General features: G+C 72.1%; 22 protein-coding genes. 12 read left to right on the forward strand and 10 right to left on the reverse strand.

Annotated features, from left to right (window positions below):
• The first annotated feature begins 63 nt into the window (after positions 1–63).
• Positions 64–3,051 carry a bifunctional [glutamine synthetase] adenylyltransferase/[glutamine synthetase]-adenylyl-L-tyrosine phosphorylase gene (locus OG447_RS14710; protein ID WP_266936937.1) on the forward strand — a complete coding sequence of 996 codons (2,988 nt, stop codon included), beginning with the start codon at positions 64–66 and terminating at the stop codon, positions 3,049–3,051.
• A 92-nt stretch (positions 3,052–3,143) separates the two neighbouring features.
• Here OG447_RS14710 and OG447_RS14715 read toward each other — a convergent pair whose 3' ends face one another.
• From OG447_RS14715 to OG447_RS14725, 3 genes are all read right to left on the reverse strand, one after another.
• On the reverse strand, positions 3,144–4,064 hold the full coding sequence (locus tag OG447_RS14715) for a hypothetical protein (protein WP_266938880.1): 921 nt from the start codon (positions 4,062–4,064) through the stop codon (positions 3,144–3,146).
• Complete coding sequence (locus OG447_RS14720; protein ID WP_266936938.1) at positions 4,061–4,669, reverse strand: SigE family RNA polymerase sigma factor; 609 nt, start codon at positions 4,667–4,669, stop codon at positions 4,061–4,063. Before OG447_RS14720 ends, OG447_RS14715 begins: the two co-directional genes overlap by 4 nt.
• A gap of 97 nt (positions 4,670–4,766) precedes the next feature.
• Complete coding sequence (locus OG447_RS14725) at positions 4,767–5,375, reverse strand: TetR/AcrR family transcriptional regulator (RefSeq protein ID WP_266936939.1); 609 nt, start codon at positions 5,373–5,375, stop codon at positions 4,767–4,769.
• 121 nt (positions 5,376–5,496) lie between these two features.
• On the opposite strand from OG447_RS14725, the gene OG447_RS14730 reads away from it, so the two are divergent.
• Together OG447_RS14730 and OG447_RS14735 are read left to right on the forward strand one after the other, a co-directional pair.
• Positions 5,497–7,164 (forward strand): amino acid permease, encoded by a 1,668-nt coding sequence (locus OG447_RS14730; RefSeq protein ID WP_266936940.1) that lies wholly within the window; start codon positions 5,497–5,499, stop codon positions 7,162–7,164.
• Positions 7,086–8,672, forward strand: coding sequence for an amidohydrolase (locus tag OG447_RS14735; protein ID WP_266936941.1), 1,587 nt, complete (start codon positions 7,086–7,088; stop codon positions 8,670–8,672). The genes OG447_RS14730 and OG447_RS14735 overlap by 79 nt, the downstream gene beginning before the upstream one ends.
• Positions 8,673–8,685: 13 nt before the next feature.
• Here OG447_RS14735 and OG447_RS14740 read toward each other — a convergent pair whose 3' ends face one another.
• Positions 8,686–8,814: a hypothetical protein gene (locus tag OG447_RS14740; RefSeq protein WP_266936942.1), complete on the reverse strand. Its 129-nt coding sequence runs from the start codon at positions 8,812–8,814 to the stop codon at positions 8,686–8,688.
• A 59-nt stretch (positions 8,815–8,873) separates the two neighbouring features.
• Here OG447_RS14740 and OG447_RS14745 point away from each other — a divergent pair, with 59 nt between their 5' ends.
• Positions 8,874–10,235 carry a PQQ-binding-like beta-propeller repeat protein gene (locus tag OG447_RS14745; RefSeq protein ID WP_266936943.1) on the forward strand — a complete coding sequence of 454 codons (1,362 nt, stop codon included), beginning with the start codon at positions 8,874–8,876 and terminating at the stop codon, positions 10,233–10,235.
• Between the two features lie 287 nt (positions 10,236–10,522).
• Here OG447_RS14745 and OG447_RS14750 read toward each other — a convergent pair whose 3' ends face one another.
• From OG447_RS14750 to OG447_RS14760, 3 genes are all read right to left on the reverse strand, one after another.
• Positions 10,523–11,029 carry a hypothetical protein gene (locus OG447_RS14750; RefSeq protein ID WP_266936944.1) on the reverse strand — a complete coding sequence of 169 codons (507 nt, stop codon included), beginning with the start codon at positions 11,027–11,029 and terminating at the stop codon, positions 10,523–10,525.
• Positions 11,030–11,242: 213 nt separating this feature from the next.
• The gene (locus OG447_RS14755) at positions 11,243–12,184 is read right to left on the reverse strand and encodes a helix-turn-helix domain-containing protein (RefSeq protein ID WP_266936945.1); all 942 of its coding nucleotides are present in this window, start codon (positions 12,182–12,184) and stop codon (positions 11,243–11,245) included.
• 205 nt (positions 12,185–12,389) lie between these two features.
• Positions 12,390–12,854, reverse strand: a complete 465-nt coding sequence (locus OG447_RS14760; RefSeq protein ID WP_323181771.1) for an ATP-binding protein — start codon at positions 12,852–12,854, stop codon at positions 12,390–12,392.
• 109 nt (positions 12,855–12,963) lie between these two features.
• On the opposite strand from OG447_RS14760, the gene OG447_RS14765 reads away from it, so the two are divergent.
• Genes OG447_RS14765 through OG447_RS14775 form a run of 3 tightly spaced genes read left to right on the forward strand, consistent with a single transcriptional unit; the run spans position 12,964 to position 15,250 of the window.
• Positions 12,964–13,812 carry a helix-turn-helix transcriptional regulator gene (locus tag OG447_RS14765; RefSeq protein ID WP_266936947.1) on the forward strand — a complete coding sequence of 283 codons (849 nt, stop codon included), beginning with the start codon at positions 12,964–12,966 and terminating at the stop codon, positions 13,810–13,812.
• The gene (locus tag OG447_RS14770) at positions 13,809–14,069 is read left to right on the forward strand and encodes a DUF397 domain-containing protein (RefSeq protein WP_266936948.1); all 261 of its coding nucleotides are present in this window, start codon (positions 13,809–13,811) and stop codon (positions 14,067–14,069) included. Before OG447_RS14765 ends, OG447_RS14770 begins: the two co-directional genes overlap by 4 nt.
• A complete protein-coding gene (locus tag OG447_RS14775) occupies positions 14,066–15,250 on the forward strand; it encodes a hypothetical protein (protein ID WP_266936949.1) in 1,185 nt (394 codons plus the stop codon). The genes OG447_RS14770 and OG447_RS14775 overlap by 4 nt, the downstream gene beginning before the upstream one ends.
• Positions 15,251–15,304: 54 nt before the next feature.
• Here OG447_RS14775 and OG447_RS14780 read toward each other — a convergent pair whose 3' ends face one another.
• The 3 genes from OG447_RS14780 to OG447_RS14790 form a co-directional block, all read right to left on the reverse strand.
• A complete protein-coding gene (locus tag OG447_RS14780; protein WP_266936950.1) occupies positions 15,305–16,195 on the reverse strand; it encodes a phosphatase PAP2 family protein in 891 nt (296 codons plus the stop codon).
• 119 nt (positions 16,196–16,314) lie between these two features.
• On the reverse strand, positions 16,315–17,346 hold the full coding sequence (locus tag OG447_RS14785; RefSeq protein ID WP_266936951.1) for a LacI family DNA-binding transcriptional regulator: 1,032 nt from the start codon (positions 17,344–17,346) through the stop codon (positions 16,315–16,317).
• A 26-nt stretch (positions 17,347–17,372) separates the two neighbouring features.
• Positions 17,373–19,172 carry a glycoside hydrolase family 13 protein gene (locus tag OG447_RS14790; RefSeq protein ID WP_266936952.1) on the reverse strand — a complete coding sequence of 600 codons (1,800 nt, stop codon included), beginning with the start codon at positions 19,170–19,172 and terminating at the stop codon, positions 17,373–17,375.
• Between the two features lie 222 nt (positions 19,173–19,394).
• On the opposite strand from OG447_RS14790, the gene OG447_RS14795 reads away from it, so the two are divergent.
• Genes OG447_RS14795 through OG447_RS14815 form a run of 5 tightly spaced genes read left to right on the forward strand, consistent with a single transcriptional unit; the run spans position 19,395 to position 25,207 of the window.
• Positions 19,395–20,669 carry an extracellular solute-binding protein gene (locus tag OG447_RS14795; RefSeq protein ID WP_266936953.1) on the forward strand — a complete coding sequence of 425 codons (1,275 nt, stop codon included), beginning with the start codon at positions 19,395–19,397 and terminating at the stop codon, positions 20,667–20,669.
• A 7-nt stretch (positions 20,670–20,676) separates the two neighbouring features.
• Positions 20,677–21,705 carry a carbohydrate ABC transporter permease gene (locus tag OG447_RS14800; protein WP_266936954.1) on the forward strand — a complete coding sequence of 343 codons (1,029 nt, stop codon included), beginning with the start codon at positions 20,677–20,679 and terminating at the stop codon, positions 21,703–21,705.
• A 2-nt stretch (positions 21,706–21,707) separates the two neighbouring features.
• The gene (locus OG447_RS14805) at positions 21,708–22,547 is read left to right on the forward strand and encodes a sugar ABC transporter permease (protein WP_266936955.1); all 840 of its coding nucleotides are present in this window, start codon (positions 21,708–21,710) and stop codon (positions 22,545–22,547) included.
• A 51-nt stretch (positions 22,548–22,598) separates the two neighbouring features.
• Positions 22,599–24,188, forward strand: coding sequence for a glycoside hydrolase family 13 protein (locus OG447_RS14810; RefSeq protein ID WP_266936956.1), 1,590 nt, complete (start codon positions 22,599–22,601; stop codon positions 24,186–24,188).
• Positions 24,185–25,207 (forward strand): LacI family DNA-binding transcriptional regulator, encoded by a 1,023-nt coding sequence (locus tag OG447_RS14815; protein WP_266936957.1) that lies wholly within the window; start codon positions 24,185–24,187, stop codon positions 25,205–25,207. Before OG447_RS14810 ends, OG447_RS14815 begins: the two co-directional genes overlap by 4 nt.
• Positions 25,208–25,333: the final 126 nt, after the last annotated feature.

Below are 25,333 nucleotides of genomic sequence, written 5' to 3' on the forward strand. Positions count from 1 at the left end.
CCAGGCAGGCCAGGGCAGTGTCACGCCAGGGCAGTGGCAGCGACGACCGCGGGAGGCGGCGGGATGACAGTCCCGGGACGCAGGAGCAGCACCTTCATCCGGCTGCTGCGCAGCGGTTTCACCGACCCCTCCGCCGCCGCCCGGCTGCTCGACTCCGGCGCGCTGGCCGCCGTACGGGCCGATCCGGTGCTTCTCGACGCGCTCGGCGCGACCGCCGACCCGGACCTGGCCCTGCGCGGGCTCGTACGGCTCGCCGAGGCGCAGCCGCCCGACGAACTGCCCGGGCTCCTCGACACCCTGGTCAGCGCCAAGCCGCTGCGCGACCGGCTCCTCGGCGTGCTCGGCGCGTCCGAGGCGCTCGGCGACCACCTCGCCCGCCACCCCCGCGACTGGCAGGCCCTCGTCACGTACGAGGCCGCCGACCTCCACCCGGGCCTGCGCGAGTTCGAGCGCGGGCTGGCCGACGCGCACGACCCCGTCGCGCTGCGCGTCGCCTACCGCCGCTGCCTGCTCTCCATCGCCGCCCGCGACGTCTGCGGCACCATAGACGTCGCCGAGACCGCCGCCGAACTCGCCGACCTCGCCACCGCCACCCTCCGCGCCGCCCTGCGCATCGCCTCGGCCGCCGCCCCCGAGGACGCGGCCGCCTGCCGCCTCGCCGTCATCGCGATGGGCAAGTGCGGAGGCAACGAGCTGAACTACGTGTCCGACGTCGACGTGATCTTCGTCGGCGAGGCCGCCCCCGGGCACGACGAGGCCAAGGGCATCCAGGCCGCCACCCGCCTCGCCTCCCACCTGATGCGGATCTGCTCCGAGACCACGGTCGAGGGCACCATCTGGCCCGTCGACGCCAACCTCCGCCCCGAGGGCAGGAACGGTCCCCTCGTGCGGACCCTCTCCTCCCACCTCGCCTACTACCAGCGCTGGGCCAAGACCTGGGAGTTCCAGGCCCTCCTCAAGGCCCGCGCCGTCGCCGGGGACGCCGCTCTCGGCGCCGAGTACACCGACGCCACGAACCCCCTGGTCTGGCAGGCCGCCGAACGCGAGAACTTCGTCCCCGACGTCCAGAAGATGCGCCGCCGCGTCGTCGACAACATTCCCGCCGCCCAGGTCGACCGCGAGCTCAAGCTCGGCCCCGGCGGCCTGCGCGACGTCGAGTTCGCCGTCCAGCTGCTCCAGCTCGTGCACGGCCGCAGCGACGCCACCCTGCACTCCGGCACCACCCTGGACGCCCTGCACGCCCTCGCCGCCGGCGGCTACGTCGGCCGCGCCGACGCCGCCCAGCTGCACGACGCGTACCGCTTCCTGCGCGCCATGGAGCACCGCATCCAGCTCTATCGGCTGCGCCGCACCCACCTCGTCCCCGAGGACGAGAACGACCTGCGGCGCCTGGGCCGTTCCATGGGGCTGCGCACCGAACCCGTCGCCGAGCTCAACAAGGCCTGGCGGCGGCACGCCTCCGTGGTCCGCCGCCTGCACGAGAAGCTGTTCTACCGGCCCCTCCTCGACGCCGTGGCCCAGCTCACCCCCGGCGAGACCCGGCTCTCGCCCCGGGCCGCGGGCCAGCGCCTCGAAGCCCTCGGGTACGCCGACCCGGCCGCGGCCCTGCGCCACCTCGAAGCCCTCGCCTCCGGCGTCACCCGCAAGGCCGCCATCCAGCGCACCCTGCTGCCCGTCATGCTCGGCTGGTTCGCGGACTCCGCCGACCCGGACGCCGGCCTGCTGAACTTCCGCAAGGTCTCCGACGCCCTCGGCAAGACGCCCTGGTACCTGCGGCTGCTGCGCGACGAGGGCGCCGCCGCCGAGAACCTCGCCCGCGTGCTGTCCGCCGGTCGCCTCGCCCCGGACCTGCTGCTGCGCGCTCCCGAGGCCGTCGCCCTGCTCGGCGACCCCGAGGGCCTGCAACCGCGTACGCACGAGGCCCTGGAGCAGGAGGTCCTCGCCGCCGTCGGGCGCGCGGAGACCCCCGAAGCAGCCGTCGCCGTCGCCCGCGGGGTGCGCCGCCGCGAGCTCTTCCGCACCACCGCCGCCGACATCATCGGCTCCTACGGTACGGAGGAGAACCCCGCCGAGGAGGACCACGGAGCCCTGGTCGACCGGGTCGGCGGAGCCGTCTCCGAGCTCACCGCCGCCACCGTCGCCGGAGCCCTGCGCGCCGCCGTGCACAGCCACTTCGGCGACACCCTGCCCACCCGCTTCGCCGTGATCGGCGTCGGCCGCTTCGGCGGACACGAGCTCGGCTACGGCTCCGACGCCGACGTCCTGTTCGTCCACGAGCCCCGCGAGGGCGTCGACGAACAGGAGGCCGCCAAGGCCGCGCAGACCGTCATCGCCGAGATGCGCCGCCTGCTCCAGCTGCCCTCCACCGACCCGCCGCTGCTCATCGACGCCGACCTGCGCCCCGAAGGCCGCTCCGGCCCGCTGGTGCGCACCCTGGCCTCGTACGCCGCGTACTACCGGCGCTGGTCCCTCACCTGGGAGAGCCAGGCCCTGCTGCGCGCCGAACCCGTCGCCGGGGACGCCGAGCTGGGCCGCCGGTTCATCGACCTGATCGATCCGCTGCGCTACCCGATGGAGGGCCTCGGCGAAGACGCCGTACGCGAGATCCGCCGCCTCAAGGCCCGTATGGAGTCGGAGCGGATGCCGCGCGGCTCCGACCCCACCCTGCACACCAAACTCGGCCGCGGCGGCCTCAGCGACGTCGAGTGGACCGTCCAGCTGATCCAGATGCGCCACGCCTGGGTCGAACCGGGCCTGCGCACCACCCGCACCCGCGAGGCCCTCGCCGCCGCGCACGCGGCCGAGCTGATCCGGACCGAGGACGCGCAGATCCTCGACGAGGCCTGGGTCCTGGCCACCCGGGTCCGCAACGCGGTGATGCTGGTCCGCGGCCGGGCCGGCGACACCTTCCCGTCCGAGACCCGCGAACTGGCCGCGGTGGGCCGCTACCTCGGCTACGCGGAGGGCACGGTCGGCGAAATGCTGGACGACTACCGCCGCATCACCCGGCGCGCCCGCGCGGTGGTGGACGAGCTGTTCTACGGGGCGTAGTTCTGTGACCGCACCAGCCGGCCTCACCCGCGCGGAACGGGAACCCGCCGTCGACCCCCGTACGGCGGCGGGGTGCTGCTCCGGCCCCTCCGCTACGGGAGGGGCTTGTCGTAGAACTTGTCCTGGTCGGAGTCGTAGATCTCCTTGCCCTGGGCGTCGTAGCCCTTGATCCGCGGGGCCTCGGTGACGGCCCGCTCCAGGATTCCGGTGGCGGCGAACCAGCCGTGGTCGAGGACGGCGTCGACGGTGGTGCCGCCGTAGTCGATGGTGACCCGGGCGACGCGGGGGTCGACGGTGCCGATGCTGCCCCAGCGGTAGGGCAGCTTCCACGGGCCCTCGTCGCTCATCCGCTGGCGGTAGAGCTGCCCCGCGTTCATGTCGGGCCTGACGGCCCTGGTCCCGGGGGTCCCGTCCTCGCCGACGGAGGTGCCCAGGCCGGTCGGTTTGCCGTCCTTGACGCTGCAGATGAGCCGGATCGGCACCGGGGTGTCCTTGACGGCGACGAAGTACTGGCCGTCGCCCGGGCTGTTGTCGTTGCCGGTGCTGCGGTGCGCGAGCAGGATCCGGTAGTCGTCGGCCAGGCCCAGGTCCCGCTGCCCGGGCCCTGTCCCGCCGGCGCCCTGCGGGCTGGATTCGATGCACTGGTCCAGCCGGAGGCTGGCCTCCAGGTGGGTGATGCCGTCGGCGAGCTGCCCGGGAGTCGCGGGAGCGGTCGCCGGTCGCCTCGCCTGGGGCGACCGGACCGCCGTGCCCGGCGTCGGGGAGTCGCCGCCCGCCGCGGACAGTCGCTCCGAGGGCCGGTCGCCGGGGCCGTCCCCGGAGAAGGCGAGCGCCGTCGCCGGTACGACGGCCAGCACGGCCAGCGCCGCCCCCGCCACCGCCAGCCGGCGCCGCCGCTCCGCGCGGCCCCGGCGGACGATCGCCTCGTACGGCACGGCCCCGGGGCGCAGGGCCTCCGCGTCCTGGGCCAGCTGCTCCCGCAGGTCCAGCTCGAAATCACCCTGCCCGTTCACAGGACCGCCCTCTCGTGCGTCGTGCTGCTCGTCGAGCCCGTCGTAGCCGTCGTAGCCGTCGTAGCCGTCGTAGTCCTGGTCGTGGTCGTCGTGGCCGTGGTGCCCATCGCCAACTGGCCCAGGCCGGGCCACGCGCGCAGTTTCGCCAGTGCCTTGGAGGCCTGGCTCTTGACGGTGCCGGTGGAACACCCCAGGACGTCGGCCGTCTCGGCCTCGGAGAGGTCCTCCCAGTACCGCATGACCACGACCGCCCGCTGCCGGGCGGGCAGTTGGGCCAGCGCGGCCATCAGCGCATTGCGCTCATCGGCCCACGCCACGGCGTTGTCGCGCACCGACGTGTCCGGCACGGAGTCCGTCAGCCGCTCCGCGACCCGGCGCTTGCGGAACCGGTCGCTATTGCAGCTGACCAGCATCCGGCGGACGTACGCCTCCGGACTGTCGCTGCGCGACACGCGCCACCACGACCGGTACGCCTTCGCGAGCGCGGTCTGGGTCACGTCCTCCGCGTCATGCGGATCGCCGGTCAACAGGTACGCGGTCCGCACCAGATGAGACCAGCGCGCGGCCACGAACGACTGGAACTGAGCTTCTTGCTCGGCGTGCATCGCCACCCCCTTCGCCCCCTTGACCACCTTCCGCTCGGATTCGGTTGCCCGGCGACGAAAACCCGAGGTCGGTGGCGGACGAACTACCAGGCCGCGCCTACGGCTTCGCCCCGCCGAGCCGGGTTCCGGCATACGCGAGGAACGCCGCCAGGCCCACGTCGAAGGCGGCGTCCGCGCGGCCCGGTCCGACCGCCGCCAGGGCGCCCGCCAGCAGCGGGGTCTCGGGCGACGGCTCCCACATGGCCTCCGGGGCGGCCAGGTCGAGGGCCGAGCCGAGGACCAGGTTCTCCAACGCCGTCAGCAGCGGCATCACGTCCGCCTCGGTGAAGCCCGCCGCCAGCAGCAGCCCGACCGCCCGCTCGTACTGCGCGAGCACGCGCGGGGCCCGGACCGGGGTGGTCATCAGCAGGGGGACGGCCCGGGGGTAGGCGGCGAAGGCGGCCCGGTAGGAGCGGGCCCACTGTTCGAGGGCCCGGTCCCAGGGGGCCAGGTCCAGGGTGTCGCCGGCGATCCGCTCGCACACCCGCTCGCGGATCAGCTCGACCACCCCCGCCCGGCCGTCCACATGGTGGTACACCGACCCGGTCTGCACGCCGAGGGCCCGGGCGATCTGCGGAACGCTGAAGTCACCCTGTTCCGCCACCAGTTGCAGAGCGGTCGTGGCGATCCGCTCCCGGTCGAGCAGGGGGGTGCGCGGCCGTGCCATCGGTTTCCTCTCGCCGTCAGGTCTTCCCGTACGCCAGAACCGGAGGCTACATTGCCGCGAACCGAAAGCCTTTAGGTTTTCGGCTCCCCGCCGCCTGCCGTTCGCAGAAGGGTGCCCCCGCATGCCCGACACGCCGACGCCACCACCCGCCGGAACCAGACGCCCCGCGGTCCAGGCCGCCGCCCCCGCCGCCCCGGCCCCCGCACCCGCTGCCCCCGCCCTCCGCCGGGCAGCGCTCGGCACCGCCGACATCTCCTTCTTCGTCGTCTCCGCCGCCGCCCCCCTCACCGTCATGGCCGGCGTCGCCCCCGTGGCGATCCTCCTCGGCGGCATCGGCGCGCCCGCCGGCTACCTCCTCGCCGGTCTCACCCTCGCCGTCTTCGCCGTCGGCTTCACCACCATGAGCCGCCACGTCCGCAGCGGCGGCGCCTTCTACGCGTACATCGCCCGCGGCCTCGGCAAGCACGCGGGCATCGGCGCCGCCCTCCTGGCCCTCGTCGGGTACAACGGAATGGAGATCGGCGTCTACGGCCTCCTCGGCACCACCACCGCCGACACCGTCCACGCCCTGTGGGGCCTCGACGTCCCCTGGCTGCCCGTCTCCCTCGCCGGGCTCCTGCTCATCTGGTACGGCGGCTTCCGCTCCATCGACTTCGGCGCCAAGCTCCTCGGTGTGCTGCTCGTCGCCGAGACCGGGATACTCGTCCTGCTCGCCGCCGGAGTGCTGATCAAGGGCGGTGCCCACGGCCTCTCCGCCGCGAGCTTGGCGCCCGGCGCCGTCCTCGTCCCCGGCACCGCCGCCGTCCTGGCCTTCGCGTTCGCCGCGTTCACCGGCTTCGAGTCCACCGTCATCTACCGCCGCGAGGCCCGCGACCCCGACCGCACCATCCCGCGCGCCACCTACATCGCCGTCGCCTTCCTCGGACTCTTCTACGCCTTCATCGTCTGGACCGTCATCCAGGCCTTCGGCGCCGAGGAGGTCGTCGCGGCGGCCGCCGCGGACCCCGGCGGGCTCTTCTTCGCCGCCATCACCACCTACGTCGGCCCCTGGGCGGCGGACCTGATGCACCTGTTCATCGTCACCAGCGTCATCGCCTCCCTCCTCGCCTTCCACAACGCCATCAACCGCTACGCGCTCGCCCTCTCCGAGGAAGGCGTCCTGCCCGCCGCCCTCGGCCGGATCCACCCCCGCCACCGCTCCCCGTACCTGGCCGGAGCCGCCCAGACCGCCCTCGGCGCCGTCGTCGTCCTCGGCTTCGCCCTCGCCGGCGCCGACCCCTACCAACAGCTCCTGCTCTGGGTGAACACCCCCGGCATGATCGGCCTCATGGCGCTGATGCTGCTCGCCGCCGTCGCCGTACCCGTCTACTTCCGGCGCCGCCCGCACACCGAAGGCCCCTGGCGGACGGTGGTCGCGCCCGTGACCGCCGCCGTGCTGCTGATCGTCGCGATCTTCCTGGTCATCTCCAAGGTGGACCTGTTCACCATGGCGTCCACCACCGTGAACACCGTCCTGGTCGCCCTCGTCCCCGCCGTCTTCCTCCTCGGCCTCGGCCTCGCCCAGCGGCTGAAGACCCACCGCCCCGAGGTGTACGCCCGCTTCGCCGAAGAGCCCGCTGCCGAAGAGCCCGTGACCACCCCCGCTCCCGAAGACCCCGCCCCCGAAGACCCCGCCCCCGAAGACCCCGCCCCCGAAGGAGAAGCACCGCCGTGCCCGCTGCCGACACCGTCCTCACCGGAGCCCGCGTCCGCACCCTCGACCCGGCCCGTCCCGAAGCCCGCGCGGTAGCCCTGCGCGACGGCGAGATCGTGGCCGTCGGCGACGAGGCCGACGTACGCGACTGGCGCGGCCCCGGCACCGAGGTCGTCGACCTCGGCGGCGCCACCCTCACCCCCGGCCTCACCGACGCCCACAGCCACCCCGTCTGGGGCATCGAGATGGCCACCGGCACCGACCTCTCCGCCGTCCGGGACCTCGGCCAGCTGTCGGCCGCCCTGCGCGCCGCCGAACGCCCGGGCGGCTGGATCGTGGGCCACGGCCTCGACCACAACGTCTTCGGCGGCCGCCCCGTGCACCGGGACCTCATCGAGGAGGCACTGGACGGCGCCCCCGCCTTCCTGCGCCTCTACGACGGCCACTCCGCCCTGGCCGGCGGCGCGGCCCTGGCCGCCGCGGGCATCACCGGACCCCGCGCCTTCGCCCAGCGCTCCGAGATCGTCTGCGACGCGCAGGGCCGCCCCACCGGACACCTCGTCGAGCACGCCGCGATGGACCTGGTCGCCGCCCTGGTCCCCAAGCCCTCGCGCGCCGAGCGCCGCACCCGGCTCGTGGAACTGCTCGGCGCCATGGCCGCCACCGGCCTGACCGGCGCCCACGTGATGGACCTCGGCGACGGGGACGTGCCCGCGCTCCTGTCGACCGTCGAGTACGAGGGCCACCTGCCGCTGCGGCTGCGCCTGGCCCCCTGGTGCATGCCGGGAGCGGACGAGGAGGAGCTCGCGGAGCTGATCGGGCTCCAGCGGCTGGCCGGCCGCCACTGGCAGGTCGGCGGCGTCAAGTTCTTCATGGACGGCACGGTCGAGGGCGGCACCGCCTGGCTGGAGCACGCCGACTGCCACGGCCGGGGCACGGAGGCCTTCTGGCCCGACCCGCAGGCCTACGCCCGCGCGGTCCGCGCCCTGGACGCCGCCGGGATCCGCACCGCGACCCACGCCATCGGCGACGCGGCCGTCCGGTACGTCCTGGACACCGTGGCCTCACTGGGCGGGCAGGCCCGGATGCGGCACCGGATCGAGCACATCGAGACCGTCCCCGACGACCAGCTGAAGCGGTTCGCGGAGCTCGGGGTGATCGCCTCCATGCAGCCCCCGCACACCGCGTACACCCGGGCCGACCACAGCGACGAGTGGTCCACGCGGCTGGGCGGGGACCGGGCCCGCCGGGCCTGGCGCTGCCGCGACCTGCGGGACGCGGGAGCGGTGCTCGCCCTGGGCTCGGACTGGCCCATCGCCCACTACGACGCCCGCCAGGTCCTGGTCACCGCCCGCAGCCCCCTCGGCGCGGCCGCCGCCGGGCCCGCCCTGACCGGGCTGATGGCCCTGGAGGGCATGACCTCGCACGCGGCGCTGGCGGCCGGGGAAGAGCGGGTGGCGGGCCGGATCGCGCCCGGCTGCCGGGCGGACCTGACGGCCTTCGCCCTCGACCCGGTCACGGCCGGGGTGGACGAACTGGCCGAGGCCCCCGTCCGCCTCACGGTGTCGGGCGGGCGGATCACCCACCGCGGCGCCGAAGGCTAGCGCCGGATGCGGTTCACCAGGCCGCCGTCGCCGGCGGTTGGGCGCGCGTCGGGTGGCTGCGCGCCGCATCCACGCCGGAACCGGCCACCGCGTCCGTGGTCGGCATGCGGGCGCGCAGGGATGCCGGGCAGGGGCGGGTCATGATCGAAGTAAGGTGGTCCGTTGGGCGTGATCATTTAAGAGGGAAGACGGGCAAGGAAGTTGAATCGCATACGTACGACGGTGGCGCTCGGTCTGGTGCTGTCCGCGGGTCTCGTGACCGGGTGCTCCGGAGGGGACCCCGGTGCCAAGGCCGGCGGCGGGGAGACGGGGAAGGGCGCGGAGTCCGCGCCCGCGACGCCGAAGGGCCCGGCCTACCAGGGCAAGCCGGTGCCCGGGCTGGCCGCGCAGCCGGCCTGGAGCCTGACAGCCGAGGAGGCGGGGAACTGCGCGAGCAAGGCGTCTGAGAAGGAAACGTCGCAGCGCACCGTCTGCACGGTCGGGGACGCCGTCATCGTCACCGACTCCCGCGACGGGCAGTCGGGCACGAGCACCTTCACCGCCCGCCTCCTCGACGCCAAGAGCGGCAAGCTGCGCAAGCAGTTCGACATCGCCCTCCCCGCGGAGAGCGGCGGGTCCACGTCCTCCCCGACGGTGGCCCTCGCGCAGGTGGGCGAGTGGCGGGACGGTTCGCCGGCCCTGCTGATCCGCAACCGCGCCGATACCCCGGCGGACGGCCTGAAGAAGGCTTCGACCCAGACCGTGCTGACCATGTACGCGCCGTCCGGCGAGAAGCTGGGGAGCTCCTCCTTCGACGGGGACACCCACATGTCCACCCCGGTCCGGCACGGCTACCTCGTGGACGCCAGCCGCTCCGGCGGCGCCAAGTTCATCCCGATCGGTGACGGGGAGACCCTGACCACCCAGGCGTCGCACATCGATCTCAAGGGGGCGGTCGGCTCCGGTCTCGGCTACTCGTCGCAGAAGGACATCTCCTTCCAGCCCTCCGCCGAGTGGCTGACCGCCACGGACATCCGTACGGGCAATAAGGCGTGGAACACCAAGGACCTCGCGCCGCCGGCCGCCATCGCCAAGCTGGTCACCTCGGCCAAGGCGACCAGTGCGCGGCTGATGCCGTACCAGGGCGACAAGGCCCTCCTCGAATGGTCCTCGTACGGCAATTCCGAAGCGGTCATGACGCTGATCGACGTCAAGAGCGGCAGCCGGCTCGCCGAGGGGCCGGGCATCGACACCAACGGCACCATCGATGACGACGGCCTCGCCATCTCCCCGGACGGCAAGACCGCCGTGGTGCAGTACGGCAAGGGCGCGGTCGCCTGGAACACGGAGACCGGCAAGGAGCTGTGGCGCCAGGCCGCGGACGAGGTGGACATCACGCCGCGCGCCCTGCCGGGCAACGGCGTCCTCTACGCGTACCTGGACGGCTCCGGAGCCGCGCTCAACGCCAGCGACAAGAACCTGCTGACCTCCGGGATCGAGGAGATGCCGCAGTTCACGACGAACGGGTACGCCACCGTCCGCAGCGCCGGAGGCCTCTTCGTCTTCGCCACCCAGCCCGTCTGACGGGCGCCCCGCCCCCGGTTCAGGGGTCCGGTGGGTCCGGCGGTCCCCGGTGGGGGCGGGGTCCGGCGCCGGGTCCGGCGGGGTGGGCCGGAGGCGGCGGACGGCGTCCGCGGCGATCGCCGCGGCGGCGGAGAGGTGCCAGGCCCGAAGTCGGCGGTGAAGAAGGCCAACCGTGGAACCCGGCGCTCACCCCGACGTGGCAGCCGGGGCCTCAGCCTGCCCGCCGCCGACCCGAACAACAGAGACGGGCCGCCAGTGAACTGACGGCCCGTCTCGAAAGATTGAGGTCAGTGCCACATTTCGCGGTCCTTCACGGTGAGCTCGACGACGGCCGCGTCCTGGACGTTCTCGATGTCCCGGATGTAGGGCGCGGTGTTCGGGTCGTGCGTGCAGAAGGTGACGGTGGCAGTAAGGAGATCGTCGTCGACTCCGCCCATGGAGAGGATGACGTAGGACTGGACTTCCTGGTCCCCGAATGTCCGCTCCGCCTCGCCGAGACATCCGAACGCATAGGCGAGACACCTCCTGAGGAGGGGCCCCGTCCGCTCGGATTCCGCTGGCGGGAGATCGTAGTCGGTCATCCCCCGCCCGTTGATCGACGTTTCTTCCTGGAGCACGTCGAAGTACGAGGTGACGGTTCCCGGGATCAGTCCGGCCAGCACGCGTGCGCCGTTGGGGGTGTAGGACCAGCCTTCATCCTTGACCTCAAGAAACATGGGTGGGATGTCCGCGTCGGTGAGCCCCGTTGGGGGGTGCTCTGCCAGAAGCCGGGTCATCTTCTCATTGATTTTCATGACTATCCCTCGCCGAGAGCGGAGACCCTCTGGTCCTCAACGGACTCCTGCGCAGTCGCTCCCGGCGCGGCGGGAACCTTGAGCGCGTCAGCCGGACCGGCCAGGTCGGACAGCCAAAGCATCCCAGTTCCAGCTCTGCGGCCACGTAGGGCACCACGATTCGGCGGCAGCCATCAGCACACCGAACTTGCCTGCGAAGGTCGTGGACGACCTCTAAGCGGCTGTCGCCGCCGCCGCGTCGGTCGGTGGGGCGCAGTCGCGGCAGTGGCCCGGGGTGGGGGAGCGGAAGGCGCGGTCGCAGCCGTCGCAGGTGCGGAGGGCGTGGATCGTGTGGTCCGGGGGTGCGGGGCGCGTCGCCCACGGGTCCTCCAGCCGGGGCGGGAGGAGTTCCCGTAGGCGGTGGGCGAGGAGTCCCGCGGGGGAGTGGATCGGCGGCGTCGGAAGCGAGCGCGTCAGGGCCGCCGTGACGGCGCTCGGGACCAGCCCGCGCTCCAGCCAAACGGCCGCGGCGGGCGCCAGCCTCACCGTGTCGCGCTCGGACAGCACCAGCCGGGGATCGCGCAGCCGCAGACGGGCCAGCAACTCGCGGGCCTGGAGCTCGGTTTCGGAGACGACCGGAGCGGGATCGGCCGGATCGACTGCGGGCTCGGGGTCGGGCTCAGGCTCCGGGTCGGGGCCAGGCTCCGGGTCGGGGCCAGGCTCCGGGTCGGGGTCAGGCTTCGGCTCAGGATCCGGGTCGGGGTCCGGGTCGGGGGCCGATCCCGGCTCGGATCGGGCGGGCTGGACGCGCCGCTCGCGGGCCGCGCCCGCCGTCATTGCGGGCGGGTTGTTGTAGGAGACCGTGCAGGTCACGACGCGCCCGGTCGGAAGCCGTTCCTGGAAACGCGCCAGGTAGCCGTGCTGCTCCAGCTCGCGCAGGGCGGCGGCGATGCGGACCTCGCCCTCCGGGAAGCGTTCGGCGAGGGCCTTGATGGTGACCTTGGCGCCGGCCGGGAGCGACTGGATGTGCGTGGCCAGGCCGATCGCCGTCATGCTCAGCTCGCGGTGCTGGGCGAGGTGGTTGCCGATCTTGACGTAGCCACGGCGGTGCTCGTGGTTGATGTGCCGGATGCCCGACGGGACGCGCGGGGGAGCGCTAAGCTGCTGGTCAGCCATGGGAAGGTGTTGCTTCCTCTGTGGTCAGGCCCTCGGCCGGGATTGCCGTCCCGTACGAGGGCCGAATGCGTTTATGGGGTTGTGTCGAGAGTCAGAGTGCCCGGTGAATTGTCATATGCGCCAGCTGGGTTGGGCTGATTCACCCGAACCGGTGAGAGGGGGAGGGGGGAGGTGGGGAGAGGTTGTTTCCCCCGGTTATTAGTCTTTAGGCGTCGTGCGGGACCGGATATTGATCCACCGGGTCGTGGAAACCTCGATCCGGTGAAATCGGACTCGCCAAATCCATTTCCGCCCACACCGTCTTCACCGGCACCGGCCCGTGATCGGTTCCCCAGCGCGCGGTGAGGGCGGACACGAGGGCGAGCCCCCGCCCCGACTCGGCCTCGGCGTCCGGTACTTCGGTGTCTGCGGGCGGCGCGAACTCCCGCCGGGTGTCGGACACCTCGATACGGAGCGTAGGCCCGGGCGCGATGCGCAACGCGAGCCGGAAGTCCCGTCCCCGTACCCTCCCGTGCGTCACGGCGTTCGCGGCCAGCTCGGCGACGACCTGCGCGGCGTCCTCGAACGGAAGCTTCTGTTCCACAAGTTGGGCCACCGTGAGGGCACGGGCGGCGCGGGCTCCGCGCGGGGTGGAGGGGAGTGTGGCGACGAGGGAGATTTCCTGATTCACGTGACTCAGCGTGGCCATCCGTGCGTAACCTGAACAGAGTTGAGGGTGCTGTGTACCGCGGTTGTCCAAAGTGGTCCTGCGGTGTCCTCCCGGTCCCACGGAGGTGGACGTGAACACAGACGGCGCCGATGAGTCGAGCTGGGAACTCGATCCGGAGGACGAATCCGGGGCGGTCATCGCCACGGTGGGACGCCAGTTGAAAATGTGGCGCGAGGCGGGCGGACTCGATCGTTCCAAGTTCGGCGAACGGATGGGGTACGGGGCGAACCTGATCTACAAGATCGAGCGAGGTGCCCGCATTCCGCGCCCGGAGTTCCTGGACAAGGCGGACGAGGTCCTTGGGGCGGGCGGGAAAATCGCCGCGATGAAGACGGACATCGAAAGGGCCCGCTACCCGAAGAAGGTTCGGGATCTGGCCAAGTTGGAATCCGAGGCGGTGGAGATCGGGTCGTACGACAACGTCGTGGTGACAGGCCTGCTCCAGACCGAGGAGTACGCGCGGGCGCTCTTCGGGCTCAGGCGCCCCGGGTTCTCGGAAGATGAGGTCGAACGCCTGGCCACGGCGAGGCTGTCGCGTCAGAAGCTGCTCTGGCAGCATCCGGCCCCGCTGCTGACCGTCGTACAGGAAGAGGCTGTCCTCCGACGGCCCATCGGGGGCAAGATGGTGTTGCGGCGACAGCTGGAGCACCTGCTGGAGGTCGGCCGGTTGCGCAACGTAGAGATCCAGGTCATGCCTATTGCAGTCGAGGAGCACGCCGGTCTCGGCGCATCGTTCAAAGTCATGCGTCTCAACGACGGAACGACGGTCGGACACAACGACGTTCAGCTGGCCAGCCGCTTGATCACCGAGCCCAAAGAGGTCCAGATCCTGGACATGCGCTATGGCATGATCCGAGCGCAGGCTCTGACGCCTCGCGAATCTCTGACGTTCATCGAGAAGGTACTGGGGGAGACATGAGCATCAAGCCGTCGGCCGAGGGCCTCTCCGCGCTGACGTGGGCCAAGAGCAGTTACAGCACCGCTGACGGGGCGGACTGCGTCGAGGTCGCCTGGACCAAGAGCAGCTACAGCACCAACGACGGGCCCGACTGCGTAGAGGTCGCCCGGACCCCCGGGACCGTCCTCGTCCGGGACTCCAAGCGTCCCGAGGACGCCCGCCTGGCCGTCACCCCGGCCGCCTGGACCGGCTTCGTCGTTCACGCCGCCACCTCGTGAGACGACTGGATTCCGCCGTCGAGGCCGTGTTCCGGTACCGGCGGCCGGATCCGTGGTGCTGGGAGGCCGTCGTCGAAGCGGTCTGCACCCGATCGGAGTCCAGCTGGTACACCGATTCCGCGATGCTCCAGGCCGGCCCGGCCGTCTCCGGGCATGCCGACCGGATCGCCCATGTCCTCGACCGGCTGCTCCGGGGCTTCGCCCGTACCTCCGGCCACGCCGTCCAACTGCACGCGTTCGCCCTCGCCGGGATGGGAGACGTCCGGGCGCTGCCCGCCCTGCGGCGCCTTGCGGGAGAGAGCTACCTTCCGTCCCAGCGCTCGCACGCCCGCATCCTGGCCCCGATGCCCGCCGCGGACCTGCTCCCGACGATACGGACCGTCCTGCGGCAGGACCTGGCGAAACCCTACGCGAGCACCTTCACGTTCGAACTCCTCGCACTCTGGGGTCCGGCCGCCGCGCCCGCCGTGCCCGAGGTGGTCCCGTACCTGGAGACGCCGTACGCCTACGACGCCCTGCGCGTCCTCGGCCGGATCGGCCCCGCAGCCGCCGGCACCGCGAACCGGCTGGCCGACTTCGCCACGGGCCGCGCCGAGCTCGCGGGACGCCACCACCCGCGGCGCGCCGCCTGGGCGCACTGGAGGGTCACCGGGGATCCGGCCCTCGCCCTCGACGTGTGCGGCTCGGCCGTGAAATCGGGGAGCAGCAGCCACGGACTGCCCTTCCTCGCCGACTTCGGCCCGGCGGCCGCAGCGCACGCGGACACCGTGCGCGGCCTGATGGAATCGCCGGGCGCGTGGACCCGGGTCGCCGCCGCGCACGCGTACTGGCGGATCACCGGAGACCCGGAGCCCGCCGTGCCGGTGCTGCTGGCGGCCGTGGACCCGGCCTGGACGGGCCGGCCGGACCTGCCGGTGCAGGAGGCCGTCCACCACCTCGGGGAGATCGGCGCCCCGGCCTCCGAGGCGGCGCCCCTGCTCCGCGGGATCCTGGCCACCGAGGAGCGGCTCAGCCAGCCCTTGGAGGGCCGGCGGATCCTGGCCGACGAGGCCTACGTACGCACCCTCACCGAGGCCCTGGAGCGGATCGGCCCGAGCGCGGACGGCCCCGCGGCGGCCGAGGTCGTGGCGTGGACGCCCGAGCCCGCTGCCGGGCGGGGAGGACTGCTGCGGAGGTGGTGAGGACGAGGGCGAGGGTAGGGCCGGCGGGAGTCACGCTCCCGGTGACCCCCGTCCTCAAGCCCGGGTGCGAAAGCGGTTGAGCATCTCCGCCGCCGGGTGGGGGCCCGTGTGCACGGGGTGGCGCGGCAGCTGGTGGGGGAGGGAGCCGAACCAGGACCGCGAGACCGTGTACCCGAAGGCGAGGCAGAGCATGCCGCCCACGGCGTCCAGCCAGAAGTGGTTGGCGGTGGCCACGATGACGACGAGGGTCGCCGTCGGGTAGAGCAGGCCCAGGATCCGGGCCCAGGGGGCCGAGGCGACCGCGAAGATCGTCAGCCCGCACCAGAGCGACCACCCTATGTGCATCGAGGGCATGGCGGCGTACTGGTTCGACATGTGCTTGAGGTTGCCGGAGGCCATGGAGCCCCAGGTGTGGTGCACCAGCACGGTGTCGATGAAGTTCTGCCCGTTCATCAGCCGGGGCGGCGCGAGCGGATAGAAGTAGTAGCCGACCAGGGCCACGCCGGTGGTGGCGAAGAGGACGAGGCGGGTGGCCGCGTAGCGCCCGGGGTGGAAGCGGTAGATCCACACCAGCACGCCGATGGTCACGACGAAGTGGAGCGTGGCGTAGTAGTAGTTCATGCCGACGATCAGCCACGTCACCGAGTTCACGGCGTGGTTGACGGACTCCTCGACGGCGATGCCCAGGGCGCGCTCGGCGTTCCAGATCCAGTCGGCGTTCGCGAGGGCGGCCGCCTTCTGCTCGGGCACCGCGTTGCGGATCAGCGAGTACGTCCAGTAGCTGACCGCGATGAGCAGGATCTCGAACCAGATCGTCGGCCGGCGCGGGCTCCGCAGCCGGGTGAGCAGCGCGCGCTCGGGCGCCGGCCGGGTCTCGCTCTCGGTCACTTCGGGTGACGAGACGTCCGTCCGGGTTTCCAGTGTCTTCACGCTCGCTTCACCCATGGGGAGAGAGTCTGCCAGATACGATCTCGCCTCCGATCATCCCTCGGGACGGTCTTCGGCGCCTGCGCTCCGCCTTGGGGACGACCCGCCCCCTACGGCTCGCGGCCTACGTGCGCGGCCTATGGCCTGCGGCTCTGCCCGGGGCCGGAGGCCGTGGAGCCGCGGACCACCAGTTCGGGCAGGAAGACGAACTCGCTGTGCGGGGCCGGCGTACCGCCGATCTCCTCCAGCAGGGTCCGTACGGCCGCCTGTCCCATGGCCAGTACCGGCTGCCGGATGGTGGTCAGCGGCGGATCGGTGAAAGCTATCAGTGGGGAGTCGTCGAAGCCGACGACCGAGACGTCCTGCGGCACCCGCAGCCCCTGCTGCCGGGCGGCCCGGATCGCGCCGAGCGCCATCATGTCGCTCGCGCACACCACCGCCGTGCAGCCGCGCGCGATGAGCGCGGTCGCGGCGGCCTGGCCGCCCTCCAGGGTGTACAGGGAATGCTGGATCAGCTCTTCCGTCTCGGCCTCGGAGAGCCCGAGCCGCTCCTTCATGCCGAGCCGGAAGCCCTCGATCTTGCGCAGGACGGGCACGAACCGCTTCGGCCCGACCGCGAGCCCGATCCTGGTGTGCCCGAGCGCGGTCAGGTGGGTCACGGCCAGCTGCATCGCGGCGCGGTCGTCGGGGGAGACGAAGGGGGCCTGCACCTTGTCGGAGAACCCGTTGATGAGGACGTACGGGACGCCCTGCCCGCGGAGCTGGTCGTAGCGGCCCATGTCGGCCGTCGTATCGGCGTGCAGACCCGAGACGAAGATGATCCCGGAGACCCCGCGGTCGACGAGCATCTCGGTCAGCTCGTCCTCGGTGGACCCGCCGGGCGTCTGCGTGGCCAGCACCGGCGTGTACCCCTGGCGGGTCAGCGCCTGGCCGATGACCTGGGCGAGAGCCGGGAAGATGGGGTTGTCCAGCTCGGGGGTTATCAGACCGACGAGGCCCGCGCTGCGCTGGCGCAGCCGTACGGGCCGCTCGTAGCCGAGCACGTCGAGCGCGGCCAGTACGGACTCACGGGTGCCCGCGGCCACACCGGGCTTGCCGTTGAGCACGCGGCTGACTGTGGCTTCGCTGACCCCCGCCTGGGTTGCGATGTCGGCAAGCCGTGCGGTCACGGGATTGGACTGTACCGGTCGCACGTTCAGATTGCCCACCACGTGCACGAATCGGCGGGGAGCAGGACCGTGCGGCCATCGGTCTCCACGGGGGCGCTGGAGAGTACGGGGCGTCCGGGCGCGGGCAGTTCGACCGGGGTGGGGCGGGTGTTGAAGGTGCAGGCGAAGCCGGGCCGGGTGAACAGGAGCACCCCCTCCGGCGCGGGCAGCCACCGCATCCCGGTGGGGCCGTGGGTCACGCCCTCGGGGTCAGCCCCCGTGCCGCCGCCGGTGTCGGCCCCCGCGTCGTCCTCATCGCCGGATTCCGCCCGCCGGCCCGCCTCGGGCGCGCCCAGCCCCGGCAGGGCCCGGCGCAGTTCCAGGGCGGCGCGGTACAGCTCCAGCGTGGAGTGCGGGTCGCCGGTCTGGGCGGCGACGCTCAGCCCGCCCCACCCGGCGGGCTGCGGAAGCCAGCTGTCCGCAGGCCCGAACCCGTACGGCGGCTGGGCCCCCGACCAGGGGATCGGCACCCGGCACCCGTCACGCAGCCCGTCCTGACCGGCGGCTTCCTGGCCTGCGGCTTCCGGCCCGGAGGCGTCCGGCGCGGCCCCGGACAACGGCCCGGCTCCGGAAACCCGCTGACGGCGCCCGCGGCGAAAGGCCGGGTCCTGGCGGGCCGCGTCGGGGAGGTCCAGCACCTCGGGAAGGCCCAGCTCCTCGCCCTGGTAGACGTACGCCGACCCGGGCAGGGCCAGCATCAGCAGCGCGGCCGCCCGGGCCCGGGCCAGGCCGCGGGCCCCGTCCCCGTACCGGGTCACGTGCCGTACGACGTCGTGGTTGGACAGCACCCAGGTGGTCGGCGCCCCGACGGTGGTGGTGGCGGCCAGGGACTCGTCGATGACGGTGCGCATCCCCTCGGCGTCCCAGGGGCACTTCAGGAAGCGGAAGTTGAAGGCCTGGTGCATCTCGTCGGGGCGTACGTACAGCGCGAGCCGCTCGGAGCTCGGGGCCCAGGCCTCGGCGACGCCGATGCGCGGGCCCTCGTAGGAGTCCAGGAGGCGCCGCCAGGAGCGGTGGATCTCGTGGACCCCGTCCTGGTCGAAGAAGGGGAGCGGCTGGCTGCCGATGAGGGTGGCCTGGGCGCCATGCCCGAGGTCGGGCAGGCCGGGGGCCTTGACCATGCCGTGGGCGACGTCGACGCGGAAGCCGTCGATGCCGAGGTCGAGCCAGAACCGCAGGACCGAGGCGAACTCCTCGGCGACCTCGGGGTGCTCCCAGTTCAGGTCGGGCTGCTCGGGGGCGAAGAGGTGCAGGTACCACTGCCCGTCCGGGGTGCGGGTCCAGGCGGGCCCGCCGAAGACGGACTCCCAGTCGTTCGGGGGCTGCGCTCCGCCGGTGCCGCGCCCCGGGCGGAAGTGGTAGCGCTCCCGGGCCCCGGGCTCCCCGGCGAGGGCGGCGCGGAACCAGGGGTGCTGGTCGGAGGTGTGGTTCGGCACCACGTCGACGATGACCCGCAGGCCGAGGGCGTGGGCCGCCCGGACGAGGTCGTCGGCGTCGGCGAGGTCCCCGAAGAGGGGGTCCACCGCGCGGTAGTCGGCGACGTCGTAGCCGCCGTCCGCCTGCGGGGAGACGTAGAAGGGGGTGAGCCACACGGCGTCGACCCCGAGCCGGGCCAGGTGGGGGAGGCGCTCGCGCACCCCGCGGAGGTCGCCGACGCCGTCGCCGTCGCTGTCCGCGAAGGACCTCACGTACACCTGGTAGATGACGGCATCGCGCCACCAGCCACCGTTTGCTGTCGCGTTGCTGGAAGCGCTTGCAAGCCGGGAGGCGGTCAGCTCATGGGTCATATCGGGGTCAACGCGAGCACACGCCCCCTGGTTGCGGGCCCGGACAGTCGAAGACGACTCGAACTAACAGCAAGCTGCGGCAACCGTAGGGACACACGGATGTAACGATCAGCAGGTCTTGCAGAAAATTGCCGCAAGCTCTTTCGGTCGGCTTTCAGTCTTGTTACGTTCTCGGCAACTCGGGACCGCGAGGACGCGGCCGGGATCATCGAAGGAGTTCATATGCGGCGTGGCATAGCGGCCACCGCGCTGGTCGCGGCCCTGGCGCTCGCGGCGACGGCTTGCGGTGGGGACGACAAGGGCACGACCGGCGAGACGAAGGCCGGCGGCGAGCTCTCCGGCACCGTCACCTGGTGGGACACGGCGAACGACGCCGAGAAGGCCAGCTTCCAGAAGATCGCCGAGGCGTTCACCGCGAAGCACCCGAAGGTGACCGTCAAGTACGTCAACGTCCCGTACGGCGACGCGCAGAACAAGGTCAAGAACGCCTTCAGCAGCGGTTCCGACGCTCCCGACGTGATCCGCGCCGACGTCGGCTGGGTGGCCGACTTCGCCTCGCTGGGCTACCTCGACGAGGTGCCGGCCGAGACGGCCAAGAAGGTCGACGCCGAGTTCCTGCCGCAGGCCGCGGCCAGCGGCAAGTACGAGGGCAAGACCTACGCCGTGCCGCAGGTCATCGACACCCTCGGCCTCTTCTACAACAAGAAGATGCTCGCCGACGCCGGCGTCCAGCCCCCCACCACCCTGGAGGAGCTGAAGACGGCCGCCGCCGCGATCAAGGCGAAGACCGGCAAGGCCGGCCTCTACCTGCGCGGCGACGACTCCTACTGGTTCCTCCCGCTGATCTACGGCGAGGGCGGCGACCTGGTCGACGCCAAGAACAAGACGGTCACCGTCGACAACGCGGCCGGCGTCAAGGCCTTCAAGACCGCCCGTGAGCTGGTCACCTCCGGCGCGGCGGTCACCAACGCCACCGACGGCTGGACCAACATGCAGACGGCCTTCAAGACGGGCGAGGCCGCCATGATGATCAACGGTCCGTGGGCCGTCGCCGACACCTACGCCGGCGACCAGTTCAAGGACAAGGCCAACCTCGGCGTCGCCGCCGTCCCGGCCGGCTCGGTCAAGGCGGGCGCCCCGCAGGGCGGCCACGACCTCGGCGTCTACGCGGGCTCCAAGAACCGCGCCGCGGCCCACGCCTTCGTCGAGTACATGACCTCGCAGGACGTCCAGGTCCAGTCCGCCAAGGAGCTGAGCCTGCTGCCGACGCGCACCGCCGCCTACGAGGCGCCGGACGTCAAGAGCAGCGAGATGGTGCAGTTCTTCAAGCCGGCCGTGGACAAGGCTGTCGAGCGCGCCTGGATCCCGGAGAACGGCTCCCTCTTCGAGCCGCTGAAGGTCGAATACACCAAGGCCATCACCGGGGCCTCCACCCCGGAGGACGCGGCCAAGGCGGCCGGTGCCGAGTTCCGCAAGATCCTCAAGGGCTGGAAGTAAAGAAACCATGGCTGCTCACACCAGCCAGTCGGTGGCCACGGCCGCGGGCGACGGAGTCGGTAACACCGACGTCGCCCGCGGCCGGGGCCGCAGGACTGACAGCGGGAAGCGCGGTGGACTGGGGCGTGCCCTCGCCACCCACTGGTACGCCTGGGCCATGGTCGCCCCGGTGGTGCTCGTCCTCGGCGTGATCATCGGCTGGCCGCTCGTCCGCGGCGTATACCTGTCGCTGACGGACGCCAACGAGCGCAACGTCGCCCGGACGATCGGCGCGAACCACATCGAGGCCACGTACGAGTTCGTCGGACTCGACAACTACGTGGCCGTCCTCGGTGACCCGGTCTTCCTGCAGCGGCTGGTGTGGACGGTGGTGTGGACCGTCGCCTGCGTGTCCATCACCTTCGCCCTCGGCCTGGTCCTGGCCAACATGCTCAACCGGGACTTCAAGGGCCGCGCCGCCTACCGGATGGCGCTCATCCTGCCCTGGGCCGTCCCCGGCTTCGTCTCCGTCTTCGCCTGGCGGTTCCTCTTCAACCGCGACAACGGCATCCTCAACAAGGTCCTCGAAGGCGGCGGCATCGCCGCCATCCCGTGGCTCGACGACCCGACCTGGGCCAAGCTCTCCGTCGTCACCGTCAACGTGTGGCTCGGCGTCCCCTTCATGATGGTCGCCCTGCTCGGCGGACTCCAGTCGATCCCCGGCGAGCTCTACGAGGCCGCCGAGATGGACGGCGCGAGCGCCTGGCAGCGGTTCCGGCACATCACCCTGCCCGGCCTGCGCGCCGTCAGCATGACGGTGATCCTGCTCTCCACCATCTGGACCTTCAACATGTTCCCGGTGATCTTCCTGCTCACCCGGGGCGGTCCGGGCGACTCCACCGAGATCCTGGTGACCCAGGCCTTCCGCGAGGCGTTCATCGCCAGCCCGCGCGACTTCGCCGGCTCCGCGACGTGGGGCGTACTGATCCTCGCCCTCCTCATGATCTTCGCGCTGGTCTACCGGCGCTCGCTGCGCAAGCAGGGAGAGGTGTGGTGACCATGACCACCCGCACACGGGGCTCCCGCGCCCCCCTCGCCTCCGTAGGCCTGCACGTCACGCTGCTCATCGCGTCCGTGATCGCCGTCTTCCCGGTCCTGTGGATCCTGCTGACCTCGCTCAAGCCCGCCCAGCACGCGATCACCACGGACTTCGTGAAGGAGCCGACCCTCGGCAACTACACGTACCTGCTGGAGGACAGCCACTTCTTCAGCTGGTTCGCGAACTCCGTCCTGGTCGCCGGCGTCACCACCGTCCTCGGCGTGTTCATCGCCGCCACCACCGGGTACGCGGTCAGCCGCTTCAAGTTCCCCGGCATGCGGCCCCTGATGTGGACCCTGCTCATCACGCAGATGTTCCCGATGGCCATCCTGATCGTCCCGCTCTACAACCTGATGGGCGACCTCGGGCTGCTCAACCAGCCCCTCGGGCTGATCATCACCTACCTCACCATCGCCGTGCCGTTCTGCGCCTGGATGATGAAGGGCTTCTTCGACACCATCCCGGTGGAGATCGACGAATCCGGCCGCGTCGACGGGCTCAACCCCTTCGGCACCTTCTGGCGGCTGATCCTGCCGCTCGCCAAGCCCGGCCTCGCCGTCACCGGCTTCTACGCCTTCATCACCGCCTGGGGCGAGGTCGCCTACGCCTCCGCCTTCATGGTCGGCGAGGAGAACCTCACCCTGGCCGGCGGCCTGCAGACCTTCGTCACGCAGTACACCTCCAACTGGGGTGCGATGAGCGCGGCTTCCGTCCTCATCGCCATCCCGGCAGCGATCTTCTTCGTCTTCGCCCAGCGTCACCTCGTCGCCGGGATGACGGCAGGCGCCACCAAGGGCTGACCACCCGAGCCTGCCCCCTCTCACCCCCGGCCCGATCTCTTCAAGGACACCATGACCCAGCACCTCGCCGACGCACTCCCCACCTCCACCGGCACCCAGCCCGGCTGGTGGAGAGAAGCGGTGATCTACCAGGTCTATCCGCGCAGCTTCGCCGACTCCAACGGGGACGGCATGGGGGACCTCGAAGGCATCCGCAGCCGACTGCCCTACCTCAAGGAACTGGGCGTCGACGCCGTCTGGCTCAGCCCGTTCTACGCCTCCCCGCAGGCCGACGCGGGCTACGACGTCGCCGACTACCGGGCCATCGACCCGATGTTCGGCACGCTCCACGACGCCGACGCCGTGATCCGCGAGGCCCATGAGCTGGGCCTGCGCATCATCGTCGACCTGGTTCCCAACCACTGCTCCGACCAGCACGAATGGTTCAAGCAGGCCCTGCGGGAAGGGCCGGGGACGCCGCTGCGCGAGCGCTTCCACTTCCGGGAGGGGCGGGGCGCGGACGGCTCCGAGCCCCCGAACGACTGGGAGTCCATCTTCGGCGGGCCCGCCTGGACCCGCGTCGCGGACGGCGAGTGGTACCTGCACCTCTTCGCCCCCGAGCAGCCCGACTTCAACTGGGAACACCCCGCCGTCCAGGACGAGTTCCGCTCCATCCTGCGGTTCTGGCTCGACCTCGGCGCCGACGGCTTCCGCATCGACGTCGCGCACGGGCTGGTCAAGGCCCCCGGCCTGCCCGACCTCGGCCGCGACGAGCAGCTCAAGCTGCTCGGCAACCAGGTGCTTCCCTTCTTCGACCAGGACGGCGTCCACGAGATCTACCGCTCCTGGCGGCTCGTCCTCGACGAGTACGCGGGCGACCGCATCGGCGTCGCCGAGGCCTGGACCCCCAGCGCCGACCGCACCGCGCTCTACCTGCGCCCCGACGAGCTGCACCAGGCCTTCAACTTCCACTACCTGAGCGCCGGCTGGGACGCCGAGGCGCTGCGCGGCGCCATCGACGACTCGCTCGACTCGATGCGGCCCGTCGGCGCGCCGACCACGTGGGTGCTGTCCAACCACGACGTGGTCCGGCACCGGACCCGCTTCGGCAGCCTGGAGCGGGCCCGGGCGGCCGCGCTGCTGATGCTGGCCCTGCCCGGGTCGGCGTACGTCTACCAGGGCGAGGAGCTGGGCCTTCCCGAGGTCGTGGACCTGCCGGACGAGGTGCGCCAGGACCCCTCCTTCTTCAAGGCGAACGGCCAGGACGGGCTGCGCGACGGCTGCCGGGTACCGATCCCGTGGTCCGGCGAGCAGGCCCCGTACGGCTTCGGGACCGGGGGCAGCTGGCTGCCGCAGCCCGCCGAGTGGGCCGGGCTGAGCGTCGAGGCGCAGACCGGCGACCCGGCGTCCACGCTGGAGCTGTACCGGGCGGCGCTGCGGATCCGGCGCGCGCGGGCGGACCTGGGCGCGGGCGACGCCGTCGAGTGGCTGCCGGCACCGGAGGGCGTACTGGCCTTCCGGCGCGGCGACTTCGTCTGCACGGCGAACACCACGGACGCGCCGGTACGGCTGCCCGCGCCTGGCACGGTCCTGCTGGCCAGCGGTGAGCTCGCCGACACCGATGTGCTGCCCGCCGACTCCACGGTGTGGTGGCAGGTGTGACCTCCCCGTCGGGCTCCCCGCTACGGCTGACGGACATCGCCGCGCAGGCCCAGGTCAGCGAGGCGACCGTCAGCCGGGTGCTCAACGGCAAGTCGGGCGTGGCGGCCGGCACCCGGCACAAGGTGCTGGCCGCGCTGGACCTGCTGGGCTACGAGCGGCCGGTGCGGCTCAAGCGCCGCAGCAACGGCCTGGTCGGGCTGCTGATACCGGAGCTGACGAATCCCATCTTCCCGGCGTTCGCGCAGGTCATCGAGCAGGCGCTGGCCGGGCACGGGTACACCCCGGTGCTGTGCACGCAGACCCCGGGCGGGGCCACCGAGGACGAGCTGGTCGAGCAGCTGGAGGAGCGGGGGGTCACCGGGATCGTGTTCCTGTCGGGCCTGCACGCGGACTCGGCTGCGGACCCGGCGCGCTACCAGCGGCTGGCGGCGCGCGGGGTGCCGTTCGTACTGATCAACGGCTTCAACGAGCGGATCAGCGCCCCCTTCGTCTCCCCGGACGACCGAGCGGCGGCGGACATGGCCGTACGGCACCTGGAGGACCTCGGGCACCGCAGGATCGGCCTGGCCATCGGGCCGACGCGCTACGTGCCGTCGGCGCGCAAGGAGCAGGGCTTCACCGCCGCCGTGCCCGGGGCCGCCTCGGAAGGGCTCATCCAGCGCACGCTGTTCACGGTGGAGGGCGGCCACGCGGCGGGCATCGCCCTGCTGGAGCGCGGCTGCACGGGCATCGTGTGCGGCAGCGACCCGATGGCGCTGGGCGTCATCCGCGCGGTCCGCGAGCGGGGGCTGCGCGTGCCGGAGGACGTGTCGGTGGTCGGCTTCGACGACTCCCCGCTGATCGCGTTCACGGACCCGCCGCTGACCACCGTCCGGCAGCCGGTACGGGCCATGGCCACGGCCGCGGTGGGCGCGCTGCTGGAGGCGGTGTCCGGCACACCGGTCCAGCGCACGGAGTACGTCTTCCAGCCCGAGCTGGTGGTGCGGGGGTCTACGGCGCAGGCGCCGGGGCGGGGCTGAGCGGCGGGGCGGTTTCGGTAACGGCTGCTGCAGCCGGTGTCGTAGCCGGAGTAGTCGGTGTAGTCCGGGACGCTGAGTCGGAGGCAGAGGGACACGAGGCGTCAGGCCTCCGAGTCCTTCTGCATC

The sequence above is a fragment of the Streptomyces sp. NBC_01408 genome, assembly GCF_026340255.1.
Taxonomy (GTDB): Bacteria; Actinomycetota; Actinomycetes; order Streptomycetales; family Streptomycetaceae; genus Streptomyces.

Excerpts from the sequence above, each read along its gene's own strand:
- OG447_RS14710 (WP_266936937.1), top strand. The coding sequence starts at position 64 with ATGACAGTCCCGGGACGCAGGAGCAGCACCTTCATCCGGCTGCTGCGC.
- OG447_RS14720 (WP_266936938.1), bottom strand. The coding sequence starts at position 4,669 with ATGCACGCCGAGCAAGAAGCTCAGTTCCAGTCGTTCGTGGCCGCGCGC.
- OG447_RS14725 (WP_266936939.1), bottom strand. The coding sequence starts at position 5,375 with ATGGCACGGCCGCGCACCCCCCTGCTCGACCGGGAGCGGATCGCCACG.
- OG447_RS14730 (WP_266936940.1), top strand. The coding sequence starts at position 5,497 with ATGCCCGACACGCCGACGCCACCACCCGCCGGAACCAGACGCCCCGCG.
- OG447_RS14740 (WP_266936942.1), bottom strand. The coding sequence starts at position 8,814 with ATGACCCGCCCCTGCCCGGCATCCCTGCGCGCCCGCATGCCGACCACG.
- OG447_RS14750 (WP_266936944.1), bottom strand. The coding sequence starts at position 11,029 with ATGAAAATCAATGAGAAGATGACCCGGCTTCTGGCAGAGCACCCCCCA.
- OG447_RS14755 (WP_266936945.1), bottom strand. The coding sequence starts at position 12,184 with ATGGCTGACCAGCAGCTTAGCGCTCCCCCGCGCGTCCCGTCGGGCATC.
- OG447_RS14770 (WP_266936948.1), top strand. The coding sequence starts at position 13,809 with ATGAGCATCAAGCCGTCGGCCGAGGGCCTCTCCGCGCTGACGTGGGCC.
- OG447_RS14780 (WP_266936950.1), bottom strand. The coding sequence starts at position 16,195 with ATGGGTGAAGCGAGCGTGAAGACACTGGAAACCCGGACGGACGTCTCG.
- OG447_RS14790 (WP_266936952.1), bottom strand. The coding sequence starts at position 19,172 with ATGACCCATGAGCTGACCGCCTCCCGGCTTGCAAGCGCTTCCAGCAAC.
- OG447_RS14795 (WP_266936953.1), top strand. The coding sequence starts at position 19,395 with ATGCGGCGTGGCATAGCGGCCACCGCGCTGGTCGCGGCCCTGGCGCTC.
- OG447_RS14800 (WP_266936954.1), top strand. The coding sequence starts at position 20,677 with ATGGCTGCTCACACCAGCCAGTCGGTGGCCACGGCCGCGGGCGACGGA.
- OG447_RS14805 (WP_266936955.1), top strand. The coding sequence starts at position 21,708 with ATGACCACCCGCACACGGGGCTCCCGCGCCCCCCTCGCCTCCGTAGGC.
- OG447_RS14810 (WP_266936956.1), top strand. The coding sequence starts at position 22,599 with ATGACCCAGCACCTCGCCGACGCACTCCCCACCTCCACCGGCACCCAG.